General features: G+C 69.9%; 12 protein-coding genes. 4 read left to right on the top strand and 8 right to left on the bottom strand.

The window, feature by feature from the left end; all coding sequences use genetic code 11:
• Positions 1-193: 193 nt before the first annotated feature.
• From tsaB to mrcB, 5 genes are all read right to left on the bottom strand, one after another.
• Positions 194-907 carry a tRNA (adenosine(37)-N6)-threonylcarbamoyltransferase complex dimerization subunit type 1 TsaB gene (gene tsaB, locus I4U41_RS04595; RefSeq protein WP_206859933.1) on the bottom strand — a complete coding sequence of 238 codons (714 nt, stop codon included), beginning with the start codon at positions 905-907 and terminating at the stop codon, positions 194-196.
• Between the two features lie 18 nt (positions 908-925).
• A complete protein-coding gene (locus tag I4U41_RS04600) occupies positions 926-1,276 on the bottom strand; it encodes a hypothetical protein (RefSeq protein ID WP_206859934.1) in 351 nt (116 codons plus the stop codon).
• Positions 1,276-3,324: a DNA repair helicase YoaA gene (gene yoaA, locus I4U41_RS04605; protein WP_206860404.1), complete on the bottom strand. Its 2,049-nt coding sequence runs from the start codon at positions 3,322-3,324 to the stop codon at positions 1,276-1,278. The genes I4U41_RS04600 and yoaA overlap by 1 nt, the downstream gene beginning before the upstream one ends.
• A gap of 311 nt (positions 3,325-3,635) precedes the next feature.
• Complete coding sequence (locus I4U41_RS04610) at positions 3,636-4,169, bottom strand: tetratricopeptide repeat protein (RefSeq protein ID WP_206859935.1); 534 nt, start codon at positions 4,167-4,169, stop codon at positions 3,636-3,638.
• Positions 4,169-6,550, bottom strand: a complete 2,382-nt coding sequence (gene mrcB / locus I4U41_RS04615) for a penicillin-binding protein 1B (RefSeq protein ID WP_206859936.1) — start codon at positions 6,548-6,550, stop codon at positions 4,169-4,171. Before mrcB ends, I4U41_RS04610 begins: the two co-directional genes overlap by 1 nt.
• 127 nt (positions 6,551-6,677) lie before the next feature.
• Here mrcB and I4U41_RS04620 point away from each other — a divergent pair, with 127 nt between their 5' ends.
• Positions 6,678-8,780 carry a glycosyltransferase gene (locus I4U41_RS04620; protein WP_206859937.1) on the top strand — a complete coding sequence of 701 codons (2,103 nt, stop codon included), beginning with the start codon at positions 6,678-6,680 and terminating at the stop codon, positions 8,778-8,780.
• Between the two features lie 3 nt (positions 8,781-8,783).
• Here the strand turns inward: I4U41_RS04620 and I4U41_RS04625 are convergent, their stop codons facing one another.
• Positions 8,784-10,457, bottom strand: a complete 1,674-nt coding sequence (locus tag I4U41_RS04625; protein ID WP_320415138.1) for a tetratricopeptide repeat protein — start codon at positions 10,455-10,457, stop codon at positions 8,784-8,786.
• A gap of 66 nt (positions 10,458-10,523) precedes the next feature.
• On the bottom strand, positions 10,524-12,695 hold the full coding sequence (locus I4U41_RS04630) for a RelA/SpoT family protein (protein ID WP_206859938.1): 2,172 nt from the start codon (positions 12,693-12,695) through the stop codon (positions 10,524-10,526).
• A 79-nt stretch (positions 12,696-12,774) separates the two neighbouring features.
• Here I4U41_RS04630 and I4U41_RS04635 point away from each other — a divergent pair, with 79 nt between their 5' ends.
• On the top strand, positions 12,775-13,266 hold the full coding sequence (locus I4U41_RS04635) for a hypothetical protein (RefSeq protein ID WP_206859939.1): 492 nt from the start codon (positions 12,775-12,777) through the stop codon (positions 13,264-13,266).
• Positions 13,267-13,325: 59 nt separating this feature from the next.
• Positions 13,326-13,829 (top strand): hypothetical protein, encoded by a 504-nt coding sequence (locus tag I4U41_RS04640; RefSeq protein ID WP_206859940.1) that lies wholly within the window; start codon positions 13,326-13,328, stop codon positions 13,827-13,829.
• 12 nt (positions 13,830-13,841) lie between these two features.
• On the opposite strand, the gene hrpA is transcribed toward I4U41_RS04640, so the two are convergent.
• Entirely contained in the window at positions 13,842-17,789 is a 3,948-nt protein-coding gene (gene hrpA, locus I4U41_RS04645; protein WP_425492483.1) for an ATP-dependent RNA helicase HrpA, read from the bottom strand.
• Positions 17,790-17,876: 87 nt separating this feature from the next.
• Between hrpA and I4U41_RS04650 the strand changes: the two genes are divergently transcribed.
• Positions 17,877-18,431, top strand: coding sequence for a Dps family protein (locus I4U41_RS04650; protein WP_206859941.1), 555 nt, complete (start codon positions 17,877-17,879; stop codon positions 18,429-18,431).
• Positions 18,432-18,441: the final 10 nt, after the last annotated feature.

Below are 18,441 nucleotides of genomic sequence, written 5' to 3' on the forward strand. Positions count from 1 at the left end.
TAGCCCGGGCAAGCGAAGCGCATCCGTGGCGCTTGATGGTCTGAGGTCGAGGCGACGTGGCGATCCCGGGTGCGGCCTTCGGCCTTACCCGGGCGACAAAAGCCATCGCCCGCGGCTGCCCTGACGCCCTGCCCCGGCCTTCGCCGGGATGACAGGATGAGTGGAGTGAAAGCGCTAACGCCACACGCGTGGCTTACCGCTTCGACTCGCGCAACGCCTGTTGCTCCTTCAACGTCAACGCGACGTTGTTGCGCAGGTAGGCCGGCTCGATGCGTTCGGCCGCGACCGCATCGCCACGTGCGAAGGCCATCGCCGCGAGCCGCGCGACGTCCGCCGCATGCGGCAATTGCGTTGCGTCGATCGAAACGAAGCGTGACGCCAGCCGTTCCGACAACGCATGCTCCGTCGCAGCAAAGCCGGTTCCCACGCCGATCCAGCCGCCGGCTTCTCCCGGCACGACCACATCGCCGGGCGCGCTGACACGCTCATCGCTGAGTGCGCGGGCGTCGCCGTCGCGCAGTTCGAACGCTGCCGAATACACCTCGCCCATGCGCGCGTCGATCGCGGCGAACACGCGCGACGCGCCGGTAGCGTGCGCATCGGCGCGCATCGCAAGCGCGGCCAGGGTCGAAATCGCCACGACGGGCCGATCCAGCGCAAGCGCGATCCCCTGCGCCAGCGCGATCCCAAGACGCACACCGGTGAACGCACCGGGCCCACGACCGACGGCGATCGCGTCGAGCTGCGCGCGCTTCAGGCCCGCATCCGCGAGCAGTTCTTCCGCCCACGGCAGCGCGAGTTCCGCATGCCGGCGCGGGGCGATCTCGAACCGCTCGCGCACCTCGCCGTCGATGGACAACGCGACGGAAAGGGCTTCGGTGGAGGTCTCAAAGGCGAGCAGGTTCATTGGGTTCCGCCGCGTGGATCAATGTGAGGTGGCCGGTGTCGCGGTGTTCGAAACGGCCCATCCAAACGCCTGGGCTGCCTGGATGATGTCGGGGTACCGCGTGCTTTCGCGAAGCATGCCATCCTCGTCCAGGAAACCTACGCCGCATTGCTCGAATTCCAGCGAGATGAAGAGTGCGGCCTCGCGTTCGCGGGCCACCACCCAGGCTTCGCCCTCATCGCATTGCACACAAAATGGCGCGACGACCCGGGCTTCCAGTTCCGGGCAATACATCAATATCGCCTCGCGAATCTCCGCCTCGAGCGAGGCCACGATCGCCGCGGCCTCCTCGGGCGCCAGGTCGTCGTCCTGCCTGTCGTTCCCGTGCATCACGCGCCGCCTCCTTCCCGCCTATCGAAGAACGCCGCCACATCCTCCACCCGCCGCGTCTTCGGCAGCGGCGGCAGCGAATTGAGGAACACGCTGCCGTAGGTCTTGCTGGTCAGGCGCGGGTCGCACAGGACGAGCACGCCGCGATCGTTCTCGTTGCGGATCAGGCGGCCGGCGCCCTGCTTCAGCGCGATCACCGCCTGCGGCAGTTGCTCGTCGCGGAACGGGTTGCCGCCGTTGCGGCGGATCGCATCCAGGCGCGCCTCGAACACCGGGTCGTCGGGCGCAGCGAACGGCAGCTTGTCGATCACCACCACGCTGAGCGCATCGCCGGCCACGTCGACGCCTTCGCGGAAACTCGCCGCGCCCAGCAGCACGCCGTTGCCCGATGCACGGAAGCGTTCCAGCAGCACCGGGCGCGGCGCCTCGCCCTGAACGAACAGCGGCCACGGCCCGTCCTTCAGCAACTCGGCGGCTTCGCGCAGCGCGCGATGCGAGGCGAACAGCACGAACGCGCGGCCGTTGGACGCTTCGAGCACGGGCCTGATCTTCTCGATCATGCTCTCGTTGTAGTGACGCACGATCGGCTCGGGCAGGCCGCGCGGCAGGTAGCACAGCGCCTGCGTTTCCCAATCGAACGGACTGGGCACCAGCAGCGTGTGCGGCGGATCCTCGCCCTTGAGGTACAGGCCGAGCTTGATCGCGAAATGTTCGAAACGCCCGCCGACCGCGAGCGTCGCGGACGTGAAGATCCATGCCGCCTGCGAGCGCGCGCGATGCTGCGCCAACGGCCCCGCGACATCGAGCGGCGTGCGGCTCAGGCGGAAACCGCGTGCGGTGAGTTCGTACCAGAGCACGCTGTCGTCGGCGCGCTTGCGTGACGACTCCGCCTCGCTCTCACCCGCGACGCTTTCGTCATCCGGCGTTTCCGCGGCTTCGTCGACGGGCACGTCCTCGCCATCGCGCCAGCGCTTCAAACGTCCTTCGAATTCCACCGCGCGCGCCGCGCACGCATCGAATCCGGGCGACGCGGACGCGAACGGCACGACCGCCGAATGGAACGCACGCAGCGCGTGTTCCAGCGCGTCGAACGCCTGTTCGACGCCGGCATCCTCCGCGGCGCGACGTCGCGTGCCGCGCACGGGCAGTTCGTCCATCGCGGCACGCAGCGCGCGCACGCCCTGCTCCAGCGCGCGTGCCGGATCCTGCACGGCGGCGAGCGCGGACGGGACCTGCCTGCATTCGGTGAGCGCGTCGCGCGCAAGCTCCACCAGGGGTCGCGCGCTCAGCGCTTCGCCGAAGAACTGCGCGGCGAGTTCGGGCAGCTGGTGCGCCTCGTCGACGACGAAGGTCTGCGCGCCCGGCAGGATTTCGCCGAAACCTTCCTGTTTCAGCGCCAGATCGGCGAGCAGCAGGTGATGGTTCACCACGACCAGGTCCGCGGCCTGCGCGCGCTGGCGCGCCTGCACGACGAAGCAGTCGTTGAAGAACGGGCACTCGCTGCCGAGGCAGTTTTCCGCGGTACTGGTGACCATCGGCAGCAGCGGCGAGTCTTCGGGCAGCGCGTCGAGTTCGGCGAGGTCGCCCATGCGCGTGCGGCCCGACCACGCGACGATGCGCTGGAACTGCGCGGCCATCTCGCGCGAGCTGAACGCGCCCTTGAAAAGATGCGGTTCGCCCTGCGCCTGCCGCATGCGGTAATGGCACAGGTAATTCGCGCGTCCCTTCAGGAGCGCCGTCTTGAGCCCCACGCCGAGCGCGTCGCGCACGCGCGGCAGGTCGCGATGGTAGAGCTGGTCCTGCAGCGCGCGCGTGCCGGTGGAAACGATGGTCTTCTTGCCCGACAGCAGCGCCGGCACGAGGTAGGCGAAGGTCTTGCCCGTTCCGGTGCCGGCTTCGGCGAGCAGCGTGCCGCGGCGATCGACGGCATCGGCGACGGCGGCGGCGAGGTCCTGCTGCGCCGGACGGGACGCGAAGGACGGGATGTTGCGCGCCAGTTCACCGCCTTCGGACAGCGCGTCGCGGCTCGCCTGCGCGAGGCGGCTCAAGGCGCGCGCATCGGCCGTCGCACCTTCGATGGAGGCGTCGTCGAAGCTCGTTTCGATGGGCGATGGCGGCGCGGCCTGCATGGTCTCGACGGTTCCTGTGAATGGCGCGGCGCGAGCTTCGCGCCTCCGGCCATCCCACGTGGCCGCCCCACTCACGACACCTGCCGATCACGGGAATCCGCGGCGACGCCGCGTGCACCGGGCCATTCTAGCCTGCGCGATGGGAGGAGCCGGTCAGAAGCGCATTCGAGATGAATGCGACGAGCGCCGATGCGGCGTCGCGATCCGGTGTGTCGGAACGCCGCTGCCGCTCAGTAGCGCGGCGGGGCGGCGACGGTGCACGCGTCGCGCTCGCGGCGCGCGTCGGCGACGGTTTCGCCTGGCACTTCCAGCGGAACCGGTCGCGCCTGGCGCACCTGGGCGATGGTTTCCCAGTGGCGGCGACACAGCGGGCCGACTTTCGAACCGCGCTCGACGCCGAGCTTCGCGAAGCGCTCGGCAGCGGCGAGGTCCTTCACCAGCAACGCGGCCTCGGCGCGTTCCTGCAGCAGCGCGGGATCGTCGGGGTTCAGCTGCAGCGCCTGGTCCAGCGCGGCGACGGCCTGCGCGTACTGGCCGCTCTGTTCGAGCCGTTCGGCGTCCTCGCGCAGGTCTTCGACCTGGGGATCGCGGATCGGCTGCACGTCCAGCTCGGTGCTGGCGGCGCCACCGGCGGCACGGATCGCGGCGACCGCCGCGACGGCGTCGATGCTCGGGGCCGGCGGCGCCGGCGGAGTGCTGCTGCAGGCCGCCAGGACGGACAGCGCCAGCGCGTGGAGGACGATGCGGGGGATGCGGGGGTTCATCACGGGGTCTCTTGCGGCGGGGCCTCCTCGCGCGGGGCCTCCTCTTCCTTCCGGCCGAAGCCGAACCACTCGCGCCAGCCGCCGCTCTCTTCCTCGACGGGTTCGGGCTGCGGGCACGGCGCGTACTGCGGCGCGAAGCCGGCGACATAGGCGAAACGGCGGGCGCCGGGGCAATCGGCGTCGGTGGAGTTGGAGCCGATCGTCCACTGCCAGTCGATGCCCTTGTTGCCCACTTCCAGCGGCGCGGTGGGCAGGCGCGAGAAGATCGACGACCACACGCGCATCGCACCGGTCGCGCCGTACAGGCCGGTTTCCTTGTTCTGGTCGTTGCCGACCCAGATCACCGCGAGATGGTCGCCCGTCCAGCCGGCGAACCAGCTGTCGCGGCCGTCGTTCGACGTACCGGTCTTGCCGGCCGGCGACAGCCGGCCCAGGCCGTCGCGCACGAGCTGCGTGCCGGTGCCGTTGGACACCGCCTGTTGCAGCGCGATGGTGATCAGCCGCGCGGCGATCGCGTCGCCTTCCTGCGCCGGCGCCGGCTCCTTGTCGTAGCGGTTGAGCGCCTTTCCGTTCGCGTCGAGCACGCCGCGCACGGCGTGCAGCGGCTGGATTTCGCCGCCGGATGCGAGGAACTGGTACAGCTGCGCCATCGCGTACGGGCTCTGGTCCACCGCGCCGAGGATCAGCGCCGGATGCGGCGGAGCTTCGATGCCGGCAAGCGTGCGGATCAGGCTGGCGATGCGTTCGGGCTCGACCTGCATGCCCACGCGCACCGTGGCCTGGTTGTAGGACATCGCCAGCGCATCGACCAGGCGCACCGTGCCGTGGCTGCGGCCATCGGAATTGCCGGGATTCCAGTTCTTGTTCTTGCCCAGCGCGACGGTGACCGGCGAATCGTCGACCCAGCTGGCCAGCGAATACCTGCCCGGCTGCGCCAGCGCGAGCAGGTAGACGAAGGGCTTGAGCAGCGAACCGACCGGACGCTGCGCTTCGATCGCGCGATTGAAACCGTGTTCGGCGACGCTGCGGCTGCCGACGACGGCCACCACGTTGCCGTTGTGCACGTCGGTGACCACCAGGCCGGTCTGCAACGGCGGACGACGCTTGCTGTCCAGGCCCTTGAGCGTGCGCGCGACCGCGCCTTCGGCCATCGCCTGCGCGGAGGGAGACATGCCGCTCATCACGCTCAGGCCCGCACCGGCGAGCGCGTCGGCGGGATAGTCGCGCGCCAGCTGGCGACGGATCAGGTCGACATAGGCCGGGAAACGGTTGGCCGCGATGCTGCCCGGATCGGTGGTCACGCCGAGCGGCGCCTTCAGCGCGCGCTGGTACTCGGCGTCGTCGATGAGGTGGGTTTCGTGCATCTCGCCGAGCACGAAATTGCGGCGTTCCAGCGCACGCCCGGGATTGCGGCGCGGGTCGTAGTACGACGGGCCGCGCACGATGCCGATGAGCAGCGCGATCTGTTCGGTGCTCAGGTCCGACAAGTCGCGCCCGAACCAGAACTCCGAACCCGCCGCGACGCCGTGGATCGCCTGCGCGCCGCGCTGGCCGAGGTAGACCTGGTTGAAGTACGCCTCCAGGATCGTGCCCTTGTCGTAGCGCGCTTCGATCAGCAGGGCGTAGAGGATTTCCTTGCCCTTGCGGCTGAGCGTGCGCTCCCGGCCGATGCCGAGCAGGCCGCTGCGCGCGAGCTGCTGGGTCAGCGTGCTCGCGCCCTGCGTGCTGCCGGTGGCGGTCTTGAAGGCGGCGCGAACCATGCCGCTGACGTCGATGCCGTGGTGACTGTTGAAATCGCGGTCTTCCACCGCCTGCAGGCCGGTGACCAGCAATTCGGGCACCTCGCGCAGGCGCACGAGGCGGCGTTCCTCGTTCTTCTGGCCGTAGAGCGTGGCGATGCGCGCCGGGTCCAGGCGCACGGATTTCAGCGCGCGCTTCGCCGACGCATCGCGCACCGAGGCGACCTTGCTGCCGGACAGCACCACTTCGATGCGCCGCGCCGGCACCGGGCCGTCGACGTCCTGGAAGCCGCGGCTGGACACCAGCCATCGCCCGCCCTTGCGCGCGTAGGTGCCCGGGCGCGTCCCGTCGCCTTCGTGGTAGGCCGCCGCATCGAGTTCGGTCTTGAGCGTCGCCGAATCCAGGGTCAGGCCCGGCGCCAGTTCCAGCGGTCGCGCGTAGACACGCGTGGGGATCTGCCACTTCAGCTGGCCGAAGCGCTCGCCGACTTCATGGTTCAGGTAGAGGGTGTACGGGACCAGGAAGCCCAGCCCCAGGCCGATCGCCGCGAGTACCCAGATGACCAGCCGCCGGCGCCATTGCGGGGCGTCGCGCTGCTCGGTGTCGTCGTTGTCGTCTTCGTCGTACTGGATTCGGGCCACGGCATGGGACAATGGCGGGGCTGCGCCCTCGTGCCCGCGAGTCTAGCGCAGCCGGCCGGCGGCCCCGCGAACGGGGTGCGGGACCGCCGTTCGCGTTAGGGAGTTCCTTCAGCATGACGATGATCCGATGGGCCTGAGCTGGACCGAGTTGCGATTCTTCTACGACCGGGGAACCGGTCTTGTCCGCCGGGGGCTCGCCAGCGTGCGCACGCGCGGCGTGCGCGCCTCGTGGGAGCGGGTGCTCAAGCAGTTCCACACCGTGCCGATGGAGCAGCGTCTGGCACTGTACCTGCCTCAGGCGGAGCCGTTCGCACCGTTCGCGGTGCCGCATGCGCAGCGGCCGAAGGCGAGCATCGTCATTCCCGTCTACAACCAGTTCGCGCACACGCTGGCGTGCCTGCGGGCGATCGCAGCGCATCCGCCGTCAGCCCCGATCGAAATCATCGTCTCCGACGATGGTTCCTCGGACGAAACAGCGGATGCGCTCGCGCAGGTCGAAGGCGTGCGTTACCACCGCCGTGCGCGCAACGGCGGTTTCATCGCCGCCTGCAACGATGGCGCGATGCAGGCACGCGGCGAGTTCCTGGTTTTCCTCAACAACGACACGATTCCGCAACCGGGCTGGCTCGATACGTTGCTGGCGACGTTCGACAGCGGCCCGGACATCGGACTGGCCGGCGCGCAACTGGTGTATCCCGACGGGAGATTGCAGGAAGCCGGCGGCCTCGTGTTCTCCGACGGCTCCGCGCACAACTACGGCCGTTTCGAAAGCCCCAACGATCCGCGTTATGGGTTCGTGCGCGACGCCGATTACTGCTCCGGCGCGGCGCTGGCCATGCCGCGTGCGCTCTTCGAAAGCGTGGGCGGCTTCGATCGACGCTATGAGCCGGCGTACTTCGAAGATACCGATATGGCCTTCGCGGTCCGCGCGAAGGGATTGCGCGTCGTCTACCAGCCGCACGCCCACGTCGTGCACATGGAAGGCACCACGGCCGGCGTGGACGACACCAAAGGCGTGAAGGCCTACCAGGCGCGAAATCGCCATGTTTTCGCCGAAAAATGGCATGAAGCGCTGCAGCATCAGCCGCCACCGCAAACAACCCCGTACCTCGCAGCCGGTGCCGGCGCTGCGCGGCGGGTGCTCATCGTAGACGGCGCGACGCCGCAACCCGATCGCGATTCGGCTTCGTTGCGGCTGGTGAATCTGATGCGGCTGCTGCGCGAGGAGCAGGCGCAGGTGGCGTTCTTCCCTGGCGACCTGAGCCATGCGGGCGACAACACGCGCAGGCTCCAGTCGCTTGGCGTCGAAGCCTGGTACGCGCCGTTCGCGACGACGCCCGCACAATGGATGCGCACGCACGGCCGGGCCTTCGACACGATCGTGATCTGCCGCCACTACGTCCTGCGCGAATGGCTGCCGCTGGTGCGCCGGTTCGCGCCGCAGGCCAAGCTGGTCTTCGACACGGTCGACCTGCACTACCTGCGCGAACGCCGCGGCGCCGAGCTCGCGGGCGATGTCGCGCGCAAGCGCGCGTCCGAGCGTACCCGCACGCTGGAACTGGAGATGATCGCCCGCAGCGACGCGACGCTGGTCGTGAGCGAGGTCGAACGCACGCTGCTCGCGCAGGACGCACCCGGCGCCCGTGTGGAAATCGTGTCGAACCTGCACCACGTGCGCGGCCGCGGCCTGCCATTCGAGCAACGCCACGACCTGGTCTTCGTCGGTGGTTTCCGCCATCCGCCGAACGTCGACGCGGTGCAGTGGTTCGTAGGTGACGTGTTCCCGATCGTCCGCGCGCAATTGCCCGAAGTGCGATTCCACTGCATAGGCAGCGACACGCCGCCGGAGATCGCGGCATTGGCCGCACGCCCCGGCGTGGTCGTGCACGGGTATGTGCCCGACATCGACCCGTACATGGATGGCGCACGCATCGCCGTGGCGCCGCTGCGTTACGGCGCCGGCGTGAAGGGCAAGGTAAACCTGAGCATGGCGCACGGCCAGCCGGTGGTGGCGACGGCCTGCGCGGTCGAAGGCATGCACCTGCGCGACGGCGAGGACGTGCTGGTCGGCAACGACCCGGAGGCGTTCGCCCAGGCCGTGGTACGGCTCTACACCGATGCGGCGCTGTGGAATCGCCTGTCCCGCAGCGGCCTCGCGAACGTCGAGCGCCACTTCTCGCTGGACGCCGCGCGCGACGTCGTACGTCGCGTATTGCTGGAACGCGACTGACCGCTAGTTCGCCGCCGACGCCGCCCGCAGCCGGTCGGCGAATTCCCCGAGTCCCGTCGCCTGCGGATCCAGTTCGCGGGCGGCGGTCAGGGCGGCCTGGGCGGCGCCGATCTCGCCCGCGCCCAGGCGCTCGTCGCCCACCGCGATCCAGCGCTGCGCAAGACGCCGGCGCGCGTCGCGCAGGGCGGCGCTTTCGCCTTCCAGCACGGCGCGTGCGTCCAGGCATTCGCGCGCGCGACGCAGGCGGTTGCCGCGCAGTTCGTTCTCGAAGCACCGCTGCGCGGCCGGCAACAATCGCGCCATCGCGCCGCGCACGCGCGGATCCTGCGGCGCCAGCGCCTGCGCGGCGCGCAGCTTGTCGTACGCGCTGTCGCCGGGCGGCGTGAGCAGGTCGCCGTTCGCTTCGGCCCGCGAGGCATCGGTGAGCAACTGGTCGATGCGGCGCGCACGCTGCCCGGACGATTCGCGTTGCCCGTAGCGCTGCTGCGTCTGCCGGGCCTGCGTCAGCCGCTGCTGGGCCTGGTCGATGCCCGGCGCCTGCAGCGAGATCGCGCGCGCGTCGCGCAACGCGGCTTCGGCTTCATCGAAACGGAAATCCGCGGCGTAGCGTTCGCTGCGCTGGGCGTAGGTGTTGGCGATCTGGATCAGCCCGCGCTCGGCGGCGGCATCGTCGGGCATCGCGGCGAGCGCGGCGAGGTATTCGTCGAGCGCATCGTCCAGGTGGCCCCGGCGCAGCGCCTGGTCGCCGCGGCTGCGGTGCTGTTCGCCGGCGCGCGCGAGCTGCGCCAGCGCGTCGGGCAGGTCGACGTGGCCCGGATCGGCCGACTGCACGCGGCGGATGCGCGCGGAGGCCTCGGCCAGTTCGCCGCGCGAGAGCGAGGTGCGCGCGAGCTGGAGCAGATCGGCGAGCGTGTCCTCGCGGCCCTCGAGCGCTTCGATGCGCGCCGGCTGCAACGCGAGGACGCGCTGGTAGAGCGGCAATGCTGCGTGCTCGTTGCCGTCGAGCTGGCCCGCCAGGCGTGCAGCCGCGGCCTGCGCCAGCAGCGTGTCGATGCCCGCTTCGGCGGCTTCGCGGGCGCGCAGGCGTTTTTCGAGCGCGTCGACCTGCGCACGCGGCACGGACAGTTCGCGGGCGAGCGCCAGCATCGAATGCGCTTCCTTGTGGCGCCGGGCGTTCATCGCCTTGCCGGCGCGCGCCAGCGCTGCCTGGCCGACCTTCGCCAGGCCTGCGCGCGCTTCGCTGCGGTCCGGATCGCGCGCGAGCGCCGCGGCATACAGCTCGCGGGCGCCACGACCGTCGGGCGAGGTCAGGCGGCCCTGCGCCAGCGCGCGTGCGGCGTCGGCCTGCAACTGCTGGGCGCGCGTTTCCGGCCAGAGCATGTCCGACAGCGGCTGGCGCAGCACGAACAGGCCGGCACCGAGCGCGGCGAGGGCGAGCATCGCCACGAGCCACGCCCAAGGACGCGACGGCTGCGCCGGCTCGGCGATGGGGCTGCGACGGCGATGCCGCTTCTTCGGCCCGGCACGGAAGTCGTCGACCTCCCAGCCGACCATTTCCTCGCGCGGCTCGGCGCCCAGCGTCGGCTCGATGCGACCACGCGGCGAGGCCGCATCGTCGCCGAGCGGGCCGTGCCAGGGGTCCGGGTTGGGATCGCGGGGCGTCTTTGAACTCACCACGCAAGGATAACGCCGGGAAAGTGGTGGGTCCGTCGCAACTTTCGGCGTGCGTTCAGCGGCGCGCGTTCAGCGGCGCTGCGCGTGCTCGACGCCCGGCAGCGCGGACAGCTTGCCCAGCAGCGTGGACAGCTGGCCGTAGTCGCCCACGCGCAGGCGCAGGCGCAACCGAACGCGCGCACCGTTGCGCTCGCTTTCGCTTCGGATGCTGACCATGTGCGCGTTGCCCTGCGCGATCAGGTTGGTGACTTCCTTCAGCAGCCACTTGCGGTCCAGCGCCAGCACTTCGACGTCGACCTCGTAGCCGCTGCCCGCGCGGCCCCACTCGACCGGCAGCACGCGCTGCGGCTGCGCGGCCGCCAGGCGCTGGAACGCGGCGCATCCAGGGCGGTGCACGCTCACCCCACGCCCACGCGTGAGATAGCCGACGATCGCCTCGCCCGGCAGCGGCTGGCAGCAGCGCGCGAGCTGCACCAGCAGGTTGCCCACGCCTTCCACGGTGAAGTCGTTGCTCCGTCGAGGCGCGCGGCGCGGGGTCGGCGGCGTGACGGTGGTGGTCGTCGCGGGCGCGGCGGCGACGGCCTGCGCGGCTTCGCGGGCGCGTTCGTGCTCGAGCAGCGCGCGACCCACCTGGTGCGGGCCGATGTCGCCCAGCGCCACCTGCACGTACACCTCCGCATCGCTGGCGAGGTTGAACTTCTCCCGCGCCGGCGCGAGGTCGGCACCGAGCAGGCCGAGGCGGCGCAGTTCCTTGTCGAGCAGCTCCTTGCCGGCCGCTTCGTTGCGCGCGCGGTCGAGCTTGTGGAACCACGCGCGCACCTTGTCGCGCGAACGCCCGCTGGCGAGAAAACCATTCGCCGCGACCAGCCAGTCGCGGCGCGGCTCGCCGGTCTTCGCGGTCATGATCTCCACGCGATCGCCGCTGCGCAGCTTGTGGTCGAGCGGGACGATGCGTCCGTCCACCTTGGCACCGCGGCAGCGATGGCCCACTTCGGTATGCACGTGGTACGCGAAATCCAGCGGCGTCGCGCCGGTGGGCAGGTCGATCACCTCGCCCTTCGGCGTGAGCACGTAGATGCGGTCCTCCACCAGTTCGGTGTCGAACTCGCCCGCGAGCGACACCTCCTCGCGTCCGCCCTCGCCGCCGGCTTCCAGCAGCCGGCGCATCCACGCGATCTTGCGGTCGAACGCGGCATCGGCGCTGTGGCTGCCGACTTCCTTGTATTTCCAGTGCGCGGCGACGCCGAGCTCGGCCTGGCGGTGCATCTCGTGCGTGCGGATCTGCACTTCCAGCGTCTTGCCTTCCGGGCCGATCACCGCCGTATGCAGCGAGCGGTAATCGTTGCGCTTGGGTCGCGCGATGTAATCGTCGAATTCGCTGGGCACCGGCGTCCACGTCGCGTGCACGACGCCGAGCGCGGCATAGCAGTCGGCGAGGCTGTCGACCATCACGCGCACCGCGCGCAGGTCGTACAACTCGCCGATCGGCACGTTCTTGCGCTGCATCTTCTTCCAGATGCTGTAGATATGCTTGGGACGGCCGGCGATGTCCGCCGTCAGCCCCTGCGCGGCCATCGCCTCGCGCAGCGTGCGCTTCACCTGCTCGATGTAGCGTTCGCGATCGGTGCGCTTCTCGTCGAGCAGGCGCGCGATCTGCTGGTAGGTCGCCGGTTCCAGGTAACGGAACGCGAGGTCTTCCAGTTCCCACTTCAACTGCCAGATGCCAAGCCGGTTCGCGAGCGGCGCGTGGATGTCGCGCGTGAGCGTCGCCAGTTCGCGGCGCTCGGCTTCGGGCAGACGCTCGGCGTGGCGCATGCGCGCCAGCTGCCGCGCGAGCAGGATCGGCACCACGCGCAGGTCGCGCACGATCGCCAGCAGCAGCCGGCGCAGGCCCTCGTTGCCGGCCTGGCCGTGGCGCTGGGCATGCAGTTCCCACACCTGCCCGGCGGCGCGCTGGCCTTCCAGCAGCGGCGCGATGCCGGGGAAATCGCGTTCGATGCGGGGGCGCAGCGCTTCCTCCCACGCCGGATGCGCGTGGAGGATCGCCGCCGCCGCGGTGTCGCCGTCGGCGCCGAGCAGCGCCAGCGCATCGAGCATGCTGGCCACCAGTTCGGGAGGATCGCCGCCTTCCGCATCGGCGGTCGCCGCCGCCTGCTGCATCGCCCGCTGCAGCGGCGCGGGGATGCCCGCGCTGGCCGGATGCGCCAGTGCCGGATGCGACGAGGGGGACGGTGTTGCCATGGCGCTGAACGGATGTGCCTTGGAGTCGGCGACGCGGGGACGGTCTACACTAGCCCGCATCCGACTGGAGGAACAGCGCATGACCCGCATCGCCCCGCCTGCCCGCCTTCTCGCGCTCGCCGCGCTGCTGCCCTTCGCCCTGGCGGCGATGGCGCAGGAGAAGATCGAACAGCAGATGACCTACGAGCAGTTCAAGGCCTCGGGCCTGGACAAGCTGTCGGCGGCGGAGCTGGCGAACCTCAACGCGTGGTTGTCGGGCAAGCTGGAAGTCGAGACCGCGAAGGCCGCCGACGAGGTCCGCCAGCAATCGGGCGAGGACCGCCGCGGTATCGCCCAGCGCGAATCGCGCGAGCCGGTCGCCGGCGCCATCACCGGCGCGTTCACCGGCTTCGGCAAGGGGCGCCAGTTCACGCTCGACAACGGCCAGGTGTGGCAGCAGATCGACGATGTCTCGCTCAGCGCCAAGCTCGACAACCCCAAGGTGCGCATCACCCCGAGCCTGCTCGGCGGCGCGTGGTACCTGGCGGTCGACGGCTACAACACCCGCGCGAAGGTGCAGCGCGTGAAGTGACGACGGCCTCGGCCGTTCCCGGGATGTCCGTTCGCGATTGAGTCCGACGAGGTGATCCGATGCGCTGGTCGTTGCCGTTCGCCGTTGTGATGTCGCTGTATGCGTTCCTTCCGTCTCCGTCGGCGCATGCCGCGGAGAAGACCTACGTTCCCATCGAACAGCGCCTGAGCGCCGAGCAGATGCGCGCCACGGGCCTGGACACGCTGTCGCAGGAGCAGCTGTCGCTGCTCAACCGCCTGCTCAGCGAGGACCGCGCCGAAGTGGCGCGCGCGGTGGAGGCCGAAGTGGTCGCGAAACACACGCAGGACAGCGCCGGCAAGCGTGCCGAGCGCGTCGAACGCCAGCCGGTGTCCGGCACGGTGGCCGGCGAACTGCGCAAATGGTCCACCGGCCAGACCGTGCAGCTGGACAACGGCCAGCGCTGGCGCATCGTGCAGGGCGACGTGTATTTCTCGAGGCCGGTGAGCAACCCGAAGGTCACCATCGCGCCGGGCTTCCTGGGCGCGTGGTGGATGCGCATGGAAGACGACACGCCGGCGGTGAAGGTGCAGCGCGTCGACTGACGCGCGCCTGCGTCAACGGCGCAGCTGCGAAAGCCGCTGCGCCAGTTTCTTCGGCGACACGCCGCCGCGCGTGCCCAGTTCCTGCGCGAACAGCGACACCCGCAGTTCCTCCAGGTCCCATCGCAGCGCCTGCCATTCCGGCGCGTCCGCCTCGTCGTTCTCCACCGCTTCGGCCAGCGCGTCGGCGAAGGGCTTGAGTTCGAGCATGCGCGCCTGGTCGCGCATCGGATCGCGCAACGCACGCTCGCCACGCAACGCGAGCGCCTTCAGATAGCGTGGATATTCGCGCAGCGCATCGGCCGGCACGTTGCGCAGGAATCCCGGCGGGGTCAGCGTCGACAGGTGCGCGCGCATGTCGTCGAGGTTGCCGCTCGCCCAGCCCATCAGCGGCGATTCGAGCTTGGCACGCGCTTCCGCGACGGCAGCGAGGATCGCCTCCGCCTGCTTCAACCGCTCCATCGCATCGCCGAACACCTGTCTGCCGATCGCATCGCGACGCGCGGCGAAGGTGTCGGCGTCGCGGATGTCGCCGATCGCGTCCTCGGCGGTGAGCGAAGCGAACGCGCCGTCGACGAGATCCGCGCGCAGCCGGTCGCCTTCCTTCAGGCCGTCCGTGCGTGGCGCCGCCGCTTCGATCGAGGCGTACAGCAGCCCCATCTTCGGCGTCACCGGCAGTTGCTTGCGCGCCTGCCGGAGCTTGTCGGCCAGCGCGATGGCCATCAGCCGCCGCACGCCGCGCGGATGTTCGCGCAGCGCGACGTCGCGCTCGGCGTGCACGCGCAGCGAGACGCTGTCGCCATCGTCGTGCAGCGCCGGATACGCCGGCACGCCGCCGGCACCCGGCACGGACGCCGGAATCGGCGCATCCGGGAACGCCACCAGCCCGCGTTGCGCGAGGCCATCTGCGGCCTTCGCCGCGAACGCCGCCGCCGCACGTTCGCCGAACCGCTGGCGCAGGTCGTCCAGATCGCGCGATTCGGCCAGTACGGATTTGCCGTCGCGGTCGAACAGGCGCAGGTTCATGCGCAGGTGCGGCTCCAGCGCGGATTCGTCGAAGTCCGCCTGTGCGACGGGCACGCCGCCGAGCTTGTGCAGGAAGCGCGCGAGCTCGCCGGTGATGCTGTCCGCCGACGGCTGCGGATGCGCCTCGTGGAACGCACGCGCGAAATCCGGCGCAGGCACGAAGTTGCGGCGAATGGTCTTGGGCAGCGTCTTGATCAGCGCGGCGGCCTTGTCCTGCACGAAGCCCGGCGCAAGCCAGGTCAGGCGCACCGGATCGATCGCGTTGAGCAGGTGCAGCGGCACCGCGAGCGTCATGCCGTCGTCGCTCGCGCCGGGCTCGAAGCGGTACTTCACCGCGAGCCGCACGTTGCCCAGCGCGAGGTACGGCGGGAAGCGCACGGCATCGCTCTCGTCGCCGATCATCAAATCCGACAGCGACCATTCCAGCGCGGCCTTCCCGTGCTGCGGCAGCTTGCCGTACCACGCATCGAGCGCCTGCGTGTTGTGCACGTTCGCGGGGAGGCGATCGAGGTACCACTGCGCCATCCAGTCCTCGTCGACGACCAGGCCGCTGCGGCGCTGCTTGGCTTCCTCCTCGCGCGCTTTCGCCAATGTCGCCAGATTGCGCTGCAGGAACGCGCTGCGCGTGTTGATCTCGCCCGTCACCAGCGCGTCGCGCGCGAAGATCGCGCGGCTCTCCTCGGGGAACAGCGCGCCGTAATGCACCGGGCGCTTGGGCGCGAGCACCAGTCCGAACAGGCTGATCTGTTCGCTGCCGATCACGCGCCCCTGCGAGCGCGACCAGCGCGGATCGTGCTGCCGGCGCGAAAGCAGGTGCGCCAGTTCGGAGATGGCCCAGTCCGGTTCGATCGCCGCGTTGGTCAGCGCCCAAACGCGTTCGGTGTCGAGCAAGGTCGCCGACAACACCCACGGCGGCGGTTTCTTCGCCAGCGGCGAGCCGGGAAACAGCTGGAATTTGCGACCGCGCGGGCCGTCGAAACCCTTGTCGCCGCGCGTGCCGATCTGCGTCGGCAGGCCGGCGAGCAGCGCCTTGTGCAGCGTGGCGTAGGCGGATTGATCGAGCGCGCCGTGTTCGTTGAGCGCGGCGCGCGATTCCTTCCAGCTCAACTCCTCCGCCATCAGTTTCAGCTGGCGATGCAGTTCGCGCCATTCGCGCATGCGCAGGAAGCCGAGGAAGTTCTTCTCGCACCACGCGCGCAGTTTCGACTGCGTGAGGTCCTCGTGCGCGGTGTAGTAGGCATTCCACAACTTCAGGATGCCGACGAACTCCGACTTGTGGTCGGCGAACTGCGCATGCGCGTTGTCCGCCGCGGCGCGCTGGTCGGCCGGGCGTTCGCGCGGATCCTGGATGCCGAGGAACGACGCGATGACGAGCATCTCGCGCAGCACGCCGTGTTCGTTCGCGGCCACGAGCATGCGCGCGAGCTTCACGTCCACCGGCAGGCGCGACATCAGCCTGCCGGTCGGCGTGAGGCGCCGCTGTTCGTCCACCGCGCCGAGTTCGGCCAGCTGCTGCCAGCCGTCGGCGACGGCGCGCGGATCGGGCGGTTCCAGGAACGGGAATTCCTCGATGCGGCCCAACCCCAGCGACAGCATGCGCAGGATCACGCCGGCCAGCGCGGCGCGGCGGATTTCCGGATCGGTGTAGCGCGGACGCGATTCGAAATCGGCTACCGAGTACAGGCGATAGCAGGTGCCTTCGCTGATGCGTCCGCAGCGGCCCTTACGCTGGTCGGCGCTGGCCTGGCTGACGGGCTCGATGTGCAGGCGATCGAGCTTGCCGCGCGGGCTGTAGCGCTTCACGCGCGCCAGGCCCGGATCGACGACGTAGCGGATGCGCGGCACGGTCAGCGAGGTTTCGGCGACGTTGGTCGCCAGCACGATGCGGCGCTTCGGGCCGGGATTGAACACGCGGTCCTGGTCGCGCACGGACAATCGCGCGTACAGCGGCAGCACCTCGGTTTCGCGATACTTGCGACGTTCGAGCGACAGATGCGCGTCGCGGATCTCGCGTTCGCCGGGCAGGAAGATCAGCACGTCGCCGCGCGGGTCCTCGCGCGTGATCTCGTCGCATGCGGCGACGATGCCGTCGTTGGTGGTGCGATCGCCGTCGTCCTCGCCCTCGCCTTCCAGCGGGCGATAACGCACCGACACCGGATAGCTGCGCCCTTCCACGTTCACCACCGGTGCGTCGCCGAAGTGCGCGGCGAAGCGCTCGGTGTCGATCGTCGCCGAGGTGACGATGACCTTCAGGTCCTTGCGTTTCTGCAGCAGTTGCTTGAGGTAGCCGAGCAGGAAGTCGATGTTGAGGCTGCGTTCGTGCGCCTCGTCGATGAGGATGGTGTCGTACTGCGACAGCCAGCGGTCGGACTGGATCTCGGCCAGCAGGATGCCGTCGGTCATGAACTTCACCGCGGTCTGCTCGCCGACGTTCTCGGTGAAGCGCACCTGGTAGCCGACCGCACCGCCGAGCTGCGTCTGCAGTTCCTCCGCCACGCGGCGCGCCACCGCGCGGGCGGCGATGCGGCGCGGCTGCGTGCAGCCGATCATGCCGGCGGCGCCGCGTCCGGCGGCCAGGCACAGTTTGGGCAGCTGGGTGGTCTTGCCCGAGCCGGTTTCGCCGGCGATCACCACCACCGGATGCGCGCGGATCAGTTCGACGATCTCGTCGGCCTTCGCCGCGATCGGCAGGGTGGGATCGACCGGCGCGGTGGGCAGCGCGGCGGTGCGGGCTTCGCGTTGCGCGACCGATGCCGCCAGCGCCTGCGCGAAGGCATCGCGGGCGCGGGCGTCGGCGGGTTTGCCGCTCCAGCGCGACCACAGGCCGTGCAGGCGGCCACGATCGCGACTCAGCGCGCCGTCGATCGCGCGCCGGGCCTGGCGTAACGTATTGCTGACGTTGCCCTGACTAGACTCCGCCGGGTCCATAGACTTCATCGATTGCACTGCCTGGAAGAAACCACCCACATCGCGGACGGCATGGCCTATTGTCGCCGCAATGCCATGATCGAAGGGAGAACCGCAATGGCCAAAGCCAAGAACGACAAGACCGCCAAGCCGCAGAAATCCGCAAAGTCGCAGCTCACCCCCACCGCCAGCAGCCAGGCCATCGATATCGGCATCAGCGGCGGCGACCGCCAGAAGATCGCCGAGGGGCTGTCGCGCTTCCTGTCGGACAGCTTCACGCTGTACCTGAAGACCCACAACTTCCACTGGAACATCACCGGGCCGATGTTCAACAGCCTGCACGTGATGTTCGAAACCCAGTACACCGAACAGTGGACCGCCCTGGACGAAACCGCCGAACGCATTCGCGCGCTGGGCTTCAACGCACCGGGTTCGTACGCCGAATTCATCCGCCTGAGCTCGATCCCCGAGGAGCCCGGCCTGACCGAGGCGCCCGACTGGAAGGAGATGGTCCGCCAACTGGTCGCCGGCAACGAGGCCGTGGCCCGCACCGCGCGCAAGGTCCTCAAGACCGCCGACGATGCCGGCGACGACCCGACGGTCGACCTGATGACCCAGCGCCTGCAGACCCACGAGAAGTACGCGTGGATGCTGCGCTCGCTGCTGGAGTGATGGCGCCGCG

The organism is Lysobacter changpingensis, from assembly GCF_017308985.1.
Taxonomy (GTDB): Bacteria; Pseudomonadota; Gammaproteobacteria; order Xanthomonadales; family Xanthomonadaceae; genus Lysobacter_J; species Lysobacter_J changpingensis.

Excerpts from the sequence above, each read along its gene's own strand:
- tsaB (WP_206859933.1), bottom strand. The coding sequence starts at position 907 with ATGAACCTGCTCGCCTTTGAGACCTCCACCGAAGCCCTTTCCGTCGCG.
- I4U41_RS04635 (WP_206859939.1), top strand. The coding sequence starts at position 12,775 with ATGACCCGCATCGCCCCGCCTGCCCGCCTTCTCGCGCTCGCCGCGCTG.
- I4U41_RS04610 (WP_206859935.1), bottom strand. The coding sequence starts at position 4,169 with ATGAACCCCCGCATCCCCCGCATCGTCCTCCACGCGCTGGCGCTGTCC.
- hrpA (WP_425492483.1), bottom strand. The coding sequence starts at position 17,789 with ATGAAGTCTATGGACCCGGCGGAGTCTAGTCAGGGCAACGTCAGCAAT.
- I4U41_RS04640 (WP_206859940.1), top strand. The coding sequence starts at position 13,326 with ATGCGCTGGTCGTTGCCGTTCGCCGTTGTGATGTCGCTGTATGCGTTC.
- I4U41_RS04630 (WP_206859938.1), bottom strand. The coding sequence starts at position 12,695 with ATGGCAACACCGTCCCCCTCGTCGCATCCGGCACTGGCGCATCCGGCC.
- I4U41_RS04600 (WP_206859934.1), bottom strand. The coding sequence starts at position 1,276 with ATGCACGGGAACGACAGGCAGGACGACGACCTGGCGCCCGAGGAGGCC.
- I4U41_RS04650 (WP_206859941.1), top strand. The coding sequence starts at position 17,877 with ATGGCCAAAGCCAAGAACGACAAGACCGCCAAGCCGCAGAAATCCGCA.
- I4U41_RS04620 (WP_206859937.1), top strand. The coding sequence starts at position 6,678 with ATGGGCCTGAGCTGGACCGAGTTGCGATTCTTCTACGACCGGGGAACC.